The organism is Psychrobacter sp. TPE 89C, from assembly GCF_055522395.1.
Genome location: NZ_JBVFXW010000078.1, coordinates 1 through 7,102, shown reverse-complemented (window position 1 = coordinate 7,102; position 7,102 = coordinate 1). Strand labels below are relative to the sequence as shown.

The following is a 7,102-nucleotide window of genomic DNA, read 5'->3' as shown; positions in this document are numbered from 1 at the left end:
GCTAAATTTTGCTAAACATCGTCAGAAATTTTGTCAATATGTTCATATTAACGGCAATTTCTTCCTTGTTTATCTACAATTTTTCTCATTTTAAGCCTCACAATCTAATTGCTGACACGCCCTTGTTTTAACACGTATGACATGATTACATTAAAAAGCCCAGCCACTCATAACGAGTGACTGGGCTTTTTAATTCAATGGTCATCTAGTGACGACCATCTTAATATCTAATAGCAATATCAACCGCCATTAAAAGACATGAACCGCTTTAATGTTGACAAACTCTTTGATACCAAAGCCGCCATGCTCACGGCCATAGCCTGAGTTTTTAACGCCACCAAATGGCAATGCAGGATTGGCAAGACCGTAACCATTGATATAGACCATACCAGTGTCAAACTCTTCACGTGCTAGGCGTACTGCTTTGTCTGTATCTTTTGAAAATATTGCACCGCCTAAACCATAGCGACTGTCGTTAGCGATACGTAAAGCATCGTCTTGGTCTTTTGCGCGAATGAGCGAAGCCACAGGGCCAAACAACTCGTCATCATAGGCAGGTTGACCTTTCTCAACGTTTTCTAAAATAGTGGCTGGATAAAAGCTGCCTTTGCTATCAGGAACTTTACCACCAACAGCAATCGTTGCACCTTTAGCCACGCTTTGCTCTACTTGCTCATGTAGCTGCTCTTGTAGATCTTTGCGAGCCAATGGTCCGATGTCTGAGCTATCATCCATAGGATCGCCATATTTCGCACCTTCAAACTTCTCAACAATACGCTTGCGGAATTCGTCGTATACACTATCCACTACAATGAAGCGTTTTGCAGCGACACAAGTTTCACCGTTATTGATTAGGCGTGCTTGTGTACAAGTTTCTACTGCTATATCTAAATCAGCATCTTCTAATACGATAAAAGCATCGTTTGAGCCAAGCTCTAGTACCGCTTTTTTGATTGCTTTGGCGGCTTGCTGTCCAACGATTACGCCTGCTTTGTCGCTACCTGTGAGCGTCACACCGCGCACTTTATCGTTGTTAATTAATTCCTCTGACTGATCATGACCAATGATAATGGTACGGAAAAGATCATTTGGCAGTTCAGACTCATGAAGTATTTTTTCGATCAATAAACCAGAGCCTGTTACGTTAGAAGCGTGTTTTAGCAGGATACTATTACCTGCCATCAAGTTGGCAATGGTATAGCGTAATACCTGATACGCTGGGAAGTTCCAAGGCTGCATACCATAAATGATACCGATAGGTTGATAGCTGACCAATCCCTTTCTCATGCCCTCAATATCACGTACATCGTCAGCCAATGATTCAACACCGTTTTCAGCAGTATAATCACAGATTGCCTTACACAGATCAATTTCTTGCAAGCTTTGGCTATATAGCTTACCGCGCTCTTCTGTCATCAGTTTAGCCAGCTCTTCTTTGTACTCGATTAGCTTATCACCAATAGATTTGATCGCTCGGCCACGCTCTTCGTGGCTCACAGTGCGCCATGCTAAAAATGCTTCATGTGAGGCATCAACAATTTTATTAACTTCGTCTACGCTCATGTAATCGTAATTTTTAATCTCTTCACCCGTGGTTGGGTTGATAGTAGTAATATCTGACATGTTATTGTCCTTGTTATATTTTATGTTTAGTATTTTCAGTTTATAAAATAAGCGTTGGTTACTGTTTTGTGGCTCAGCATACTCGCCAAACGTTATGTAATAAGTTCTTTTTGTATCATAAGTTCTTATAGCAACCGATCACTCAAATAGGTATCAGCTTGTTGGTGCACTGCTTTCTATCCGTGGTCATCATAACAAGGTAATTTGGCTAAGAGTTTTACAAGATATGAAGAAGTGTGCATAAGATGTTAAGAGTGTGGCTATCTTATTAATTACGCTTAAGTTGTAAGCAGTTTGAGTTATGGGCGAGGTATTTGAGTAAATTTAGACCAATAAAAAACCAGCCCTGCGGCTGGTTTGATAAAAAATTTATCTGTCTTAAAAAAGAATCAATTTAAAATAGATGGTTCATCACGGGTATCTCCTGCGGTGGGTTTTCTTCTTCGTCAACGATTTGACGAGCCACATGCATGATAAGTTGGCGTAACCAACGATGAGCTGGATGATGTTGCAATAACGGTGACCATGCCATCGTCAGCTCAAACTCAGGAATGAAGAATGGCGGCTCTTCCATTTTGATACTATCGTTATTTGCCTGCATTTTTGCTACACGTGTTGGTAACGTTGCTACCAAATCTTTATTAGCAGCAAGCATGGCTGGCATTTGATAATGACGAGTGAAGACACTGATTTGACGTTTTTGTCCGAGGCGTTGTAACGCTTGATCGATAGACCCTAGCCCACCTGATTTTTCAGGATTTACCCCGAAGCCCACACCCATACCGGTTTTTGACACCCAAACATGCTGTGCTTTCAGATAGTTTTTTAAATTAAAACGATTGGCATAAGGGCTGTCAGAGGATAGTAGACAACTAAAAGTATCACGCCACACCAACACTTGGTGAAAGCTCTGTGGTATCTCATTAAAGCGATTAATCGCTAAATCAACGCGCCCCTGCTCCATATCCCGATAAGAGACGTCCGATGGTGTCAAGAAATCCAAGATAACATTGGGTGCTTCTGAGCGTAGTGCTTTGACCAGTTTAGGAACTAGCGTCGCTTCCGCATAGTCTGACGTCATGATACGAAACACACGAGACGTGCTATAAGGACGGAATTCAGTACGCGGCTCTAACACCTGTGTCAAATCTGCCAGTATCTCACGAATACGAGGTTGCAATTCTAAAGCCCGCTCTGTTGGCGTCATACCTTCAGATGATCGAACCAATAAAGGGTCGTTAAACAATTTGCGCAGACGACGCAAAATATTACTCATCGCAGGTTGGGTAATGCCAAGCTGCTCAGCTGCACGAGTGACATTTTTCTCTCGTAACAACACATCTAGATGTACCAATAAGTTTAAATCTACCCGCTGCAAATTCATATATAGTTCTCTTGGCCTTTGGATAAGTGCCGTTATAAGCTTGGCATTTTTGGTGCTGTTCTAACAATTTATAGTCTATAACAGTGTAATTCTGCTACTTTTTATCTGATTTTATGCGATATCTGCTAAGTATAACCCAAACCGTCTAACGTAAGGTACTGTTATATATGAATTATAACTAAAGAAAATACCCAAGATAATAATCATAAATTAGATAAATCTTGGTAAGGCAGTTATAGTAAGTCTCATAGGATGACTTGTAACGCAAACGATACGGCTTAGTTTTATAGACTGGCTACATTCATTTGACCGACACAATTATATAGTATATTGATGGTCTTTATCGGTAGCATCATACGATCAATTGATTGCTTAAAAGACCGTTATGGTCATTAGACAATGACTATATCTATCGCACAAACTGTTTATTATTGTAACATTTCTTATTGCCGATAATGACATCGCCACTCAATAAAGAAAGCAAGTGCCTTAGAAATATATGAATAAGCTCAGCAACCTTTTATACATTGCCCATTGTTTTTTCACTACCAAGTTCTAGTAATTCTCTTGTATTAGTGACTAAGTTTGTTTAGGGTAAATAAGGCTTTAACTGATAGCTTGTAATTCTGTCTGACCTTATGAGATGTCAATAGCACTAATATAAAGTCTAAATGTATACCTTTTCAGTCATACACAATCGTCATTATTTTAGCACTTAACTTATTTGTTTTTACACCCCACCAAGGAGACATAGATGTCAACTGCATATAAATCAGCGATCGACTTAGTACGTGAATTGAAGCAAAAGCACGGTAACTGGCAGAATATTAGCGAAACCGATGCGGCACGTATGATGTCACAAAACCGTTTTAAAACGGGCTTGGATATCGCAAAATATACTGCAAAAATCATGCGTCAAGACATGGAAGACTATGACAATGATACGTCTCAGTACACACAGTCTCTAGGTGCATGGCATGGTTTTGTTGCACAACAAACTATGTACGCTAAAAAGAAATATTTTGGCACGACTTCTAAAACTTATATCTACTTATCAGGCTGGATGGTTGCAGCTCTACGCTCTGAGTTTGGTCCACTACCTGACCAATCTATGCACGAAAAAACATCAGTACCTAAGCTAATCGAAGAAATTTATACTTTCCTACGTCAAGCCGATGCTAAAGTATTGAACGATTACTTCCGTGAGCTAAACGCTGCTGAAGAAGCTGGTCAAGATACTTCAGCTATCGTAGAAAAAATCGAAAACTTTGATTCGCATGTTGTGCCAATCATCGCTGATATCGATGCAGGTTTCGGTAACGAAGAAGCCACTTACCTATTGACTAAGCAAATGATCGAAGCAGGTGCTTGTGCCATTCAGGTTGAAAACCAAGTATCTGATGCTAAGCAATGTGGTCACCAGGCTGGTAAAGTAACTGTACCGCATGAAGACTTCATCTCTAAACTAAACGCTATCCGTTATGCATTCCTAGAGCTTGGTGTTGAAGACGGCGTTATCGTTGCTCGTACTGACTCTGAAGGCGCATCACTCACGCAAAAAATCCCAGTATCAAATGAGCCAGGCGATTTAGCTTCTAAATACATCGACTTCATCGAAATGGAAGAAGTTACTTTAGAAAATGCTCAAGAAAACGACAGCTTACTTAAGCACAACGGCAAACTAGTACGTCCAGTTCGTCTGCAAAATGGTCTATATCAGTTCCGCGAAGACACAAACATTGACCGCGTTGTACTTGACTGTGTGACCGCTCTAGAAAACGGTGCCGATCTACTATGGATTGAAACACCAACGCCAGACGTAGAACACATCAAAATGATGGTTGACCGTATTAAAGAGCAACAGCCTAAAGCGAAGCTTGTATACAACAACAGCCCATCATTCAACTGGACGCTTAACTTCCGTAAGCAAGTGATCGCCCAGTGGGAAGAAGAAGGCAAAGACATCTCTAGCTACAATAAAGATGACTTGATGAGTGCTGATTATGACGGTACTGATCTTGATGCAGCAGCTGATGTTGCAGCTAAGAACTTCCAACGTGATGCGTCACGTGAAGCCGGTGTATTCCATCACTTAATCACGCTACCGACTTACCACACGACTGCTCTTAGCGTTCATGAACTTGCTAAAGGCTACTTCGGTGAAGAAGGCATGCTTGCTTATGCAGCTGGTGTACAACGTAAAGAAATCCGCGAAGGCATCGCTTGTGTTAAGCACCAAGCAATGGCCGGTTCTGACCTAGGTGATGACCACAAAGAAATCTTCTCTGGTGACAACGCACTTAAAGCTGGCGGCGGCAAGAACACAATGAACCAGTTCTAATCACCGACTCTCTATAAGTCATTGCTAAAAAAGCCGCCCTACATAATGTAGGGCGGCTTTTTTATGGCTGTTTATTGATATTCTGTTATTGTGAGCTTTTTAAGCATCCATTCTAGGGTGTGTCCTCATTTTAAAGATGATGATAAAAATGAGATAAATTGCCGTCAAACGAGGAAAATAGCGCAGATAATATCAGGATATTAACCAGATATTTGACGATGTTTGGCAAAATTTAGCTATTTTTAGCTCATTTAGAGGACACTCGTTTGAATTGAGAACACGCCCTAGTGCTTAGCATCCTTGCTATCAGTCTCTTTAGCACTGTCGGTATTATCACCTACCTGATTGCTCTTTATACCCTCTGAATGATGGACGTCTTGGTTTTCACCCATCAGATTACGTCGTAAGTGTTCTACACGAGGGCTGTGTTTAAAAAACTTACGATAGATCGCTTTTATCATTCTATAAATGAGATAAAAAACACCACCAAGCACCACTAGCCACCACAATTGTATAATGCCAAGTGCAAATGACCTGAGCATACTCCAACCATCTTTGAATGATTTGTTGACTTCGGTGCCAAAACTCGGCCGCTCAGCATCTATCAAAACGTCTAGGTTTTGCGTGGTTTCTTTATAACTGACATCTGGCTGCATAAAGCTCAGATTGATGGTGCTGTATTTAACTTTATCGGCGATATCCATTTGCTCAAGCTTTGCCAATTCTTTTTGGCGACGTGCTGCATAAGTAGCGGTGATAGCATCGACATTACTACCCTGATCTTTATCATTTTTACTATCGAGACGCTCTTGACTGAGCTCATCCGCCATATCGCTATTCAACTGACTTGCCAGCTGCTCACGATAAATATCCAAAGTAACGTCTTGTGCCGTGAACTCCTGACCATTCAAAAAAGCCACTTGCTGCTGCATTTGCTCCAAGAACTTATTGACGTTGACACGAGGAACCCGAACCGTCATTTCAGCTTGGCGATTATAGGTTGTGATTGTAATATTTTTATCGCCTTGGACAAAGGTTCTATCACTACGTGGATAGTTGCTAATATTACTGAGCGCCACATAGCCACCCTGCTGCCGTGTCAACGTCTCAATAGCAGCGCTACTCTTGACCACGTCTTTGACAGTAAAGTTTGCACTGGCATTAATCAGCAGCTCTTTACCTTGTATTTGGATATTAGCGGCCTGACTAGCAAGTGTCTGCTCACTACTCTCTGATAAGCTCTCAACCGTCAACTCATTGGCTTGATTGCCAGCCTCTGATTCTAGCTCTGCAACAGCTGATTGCTCAGACATCACGGTATTTATATCAGCACTAACGTCTTTTTCATTCGCATAGTCACTTGGCTCCTCTGAGGCACTTTCTGCATATTCCTCAGATTGACTACAGCCACTCATCAGTAATACAGACCCGAGCATTGCCGCTGCTATAGATAATGACAAACGATTGAGTGGTGATGATGTTTTAAGCTTACTCATCATAGAATCGTGCTGCCTATCAAAACCAACCTGTTTTTTCAAAAGACTGCTTGCAGATATCATCTGGATTTCTCTCATATTAAATATACTTTTGTTCAATATTTTCTCAATTATAGCGATAATAAAACAAAAGTGTATTTTTTATAGAAAAAACACCTAGGGTGTGTCATCAATTAGATTGTGAGGCTTAAAATGAGAAAAATTGTAGATAAACAAGGAAGGAATTGCCGTTAATATGAACATATTGACAAAATTACT

4 protein-coding genes are annotated in these 7,102 nt (G+C 40.8%); 1 reads left to right on the top strand and 3 read right to left on the bottom strand.

Annotated features, from left to right (window positions below; all coding sequences use genetic code 11):
* Positions 1-249: 249 nt before the first annotated feature.
* Positions 250-1,623 (bottom strand): NAD-dependent succinate-semialdehyde dehydrogenase, encoded by a 1,374-nt coding sequence (locus ACZW67_RS13855; RefSeq protein WP_465183737.1) that lies wholly within the window; start codon positions 1,621-1,623, stop codon positions 250-252.
* A 394-nt stretch (positions 1,624-2,017) separates the two neighbouring features.
* Positions 2,018-3,007, bottom strand: a complete 990-nt coding sequence (locus tag ACZW67_RS13850) for a LysR family transcriptional regulator (protein ID WP_110923131.1) — start codon at positions 3,005-3,007, stop codon at positions 2,018-2,020.
* A gap of 754 nt (positions 3,008-3,761) precedes the next feature.
* On the opposite strand from ACZW67_RS13850, the gene ACZW67_RS13845 reads away from it, so the two are divergent.
* Entirely contained in the window at positions 3,762-5,348 is a 1,587-nt protein-coding gene (locus ACZW67_RS13845) for an isocitrate lyase (RefSeq protein ID WP_201591896.1), read from the top strand.
* A 284-nt stretch (positions 5,349-5,632) separates the two neighbouring features.
* Here ACZW67_RS13845 and ACZW67_RS13840 read toward each other — a convergent pair whose 3' ends face one another.
* Positions 5,633-6,844 carry a DUF4349 domain-containing protein gene (locus ACZW67_RS13840; protein ID WP_465183736.1) on the bottom strand — a complete coding sequence of 404 codons (1,212 nt, stop codon included), beginning with the start codon at positions 6,842-6,844 and terminating at the stop codon, positions 5,633-5,635.
* Positions 6,845-7,102 lie beyond the last annotated feature (258 nt).

Coding starts and splice junctions, on each gene's coding strand:
- ACZW67_RS13840 (WP_465183736.1), bottom strand. CDS start 6,844: ATGAGTAAGCTTAAAACATCATCACCACTCAATCGTTTGTCATTATCT.
- ACZW67_RS13845 (WP_201591896.1), top strand. CDS start 3,762: ATGTCAACTGCATATAAATCAGCGATCGACTTAGTACGTGAATTGAAG.
- ACZW67_RS13855 (WP_465183737.1), bottom strand. CDS start 1,623: ATGTCAGATATTACTACTATCAACCCAACCACGGGTGAAGAGATTAAA.
- ACZW67_RS13850 (WP_110923131.1), bottom strand. CDS start 3,007: ATGAATTTGCAGCGGGTAGATTTAAACTTATTGGTACATCTAGATGTG.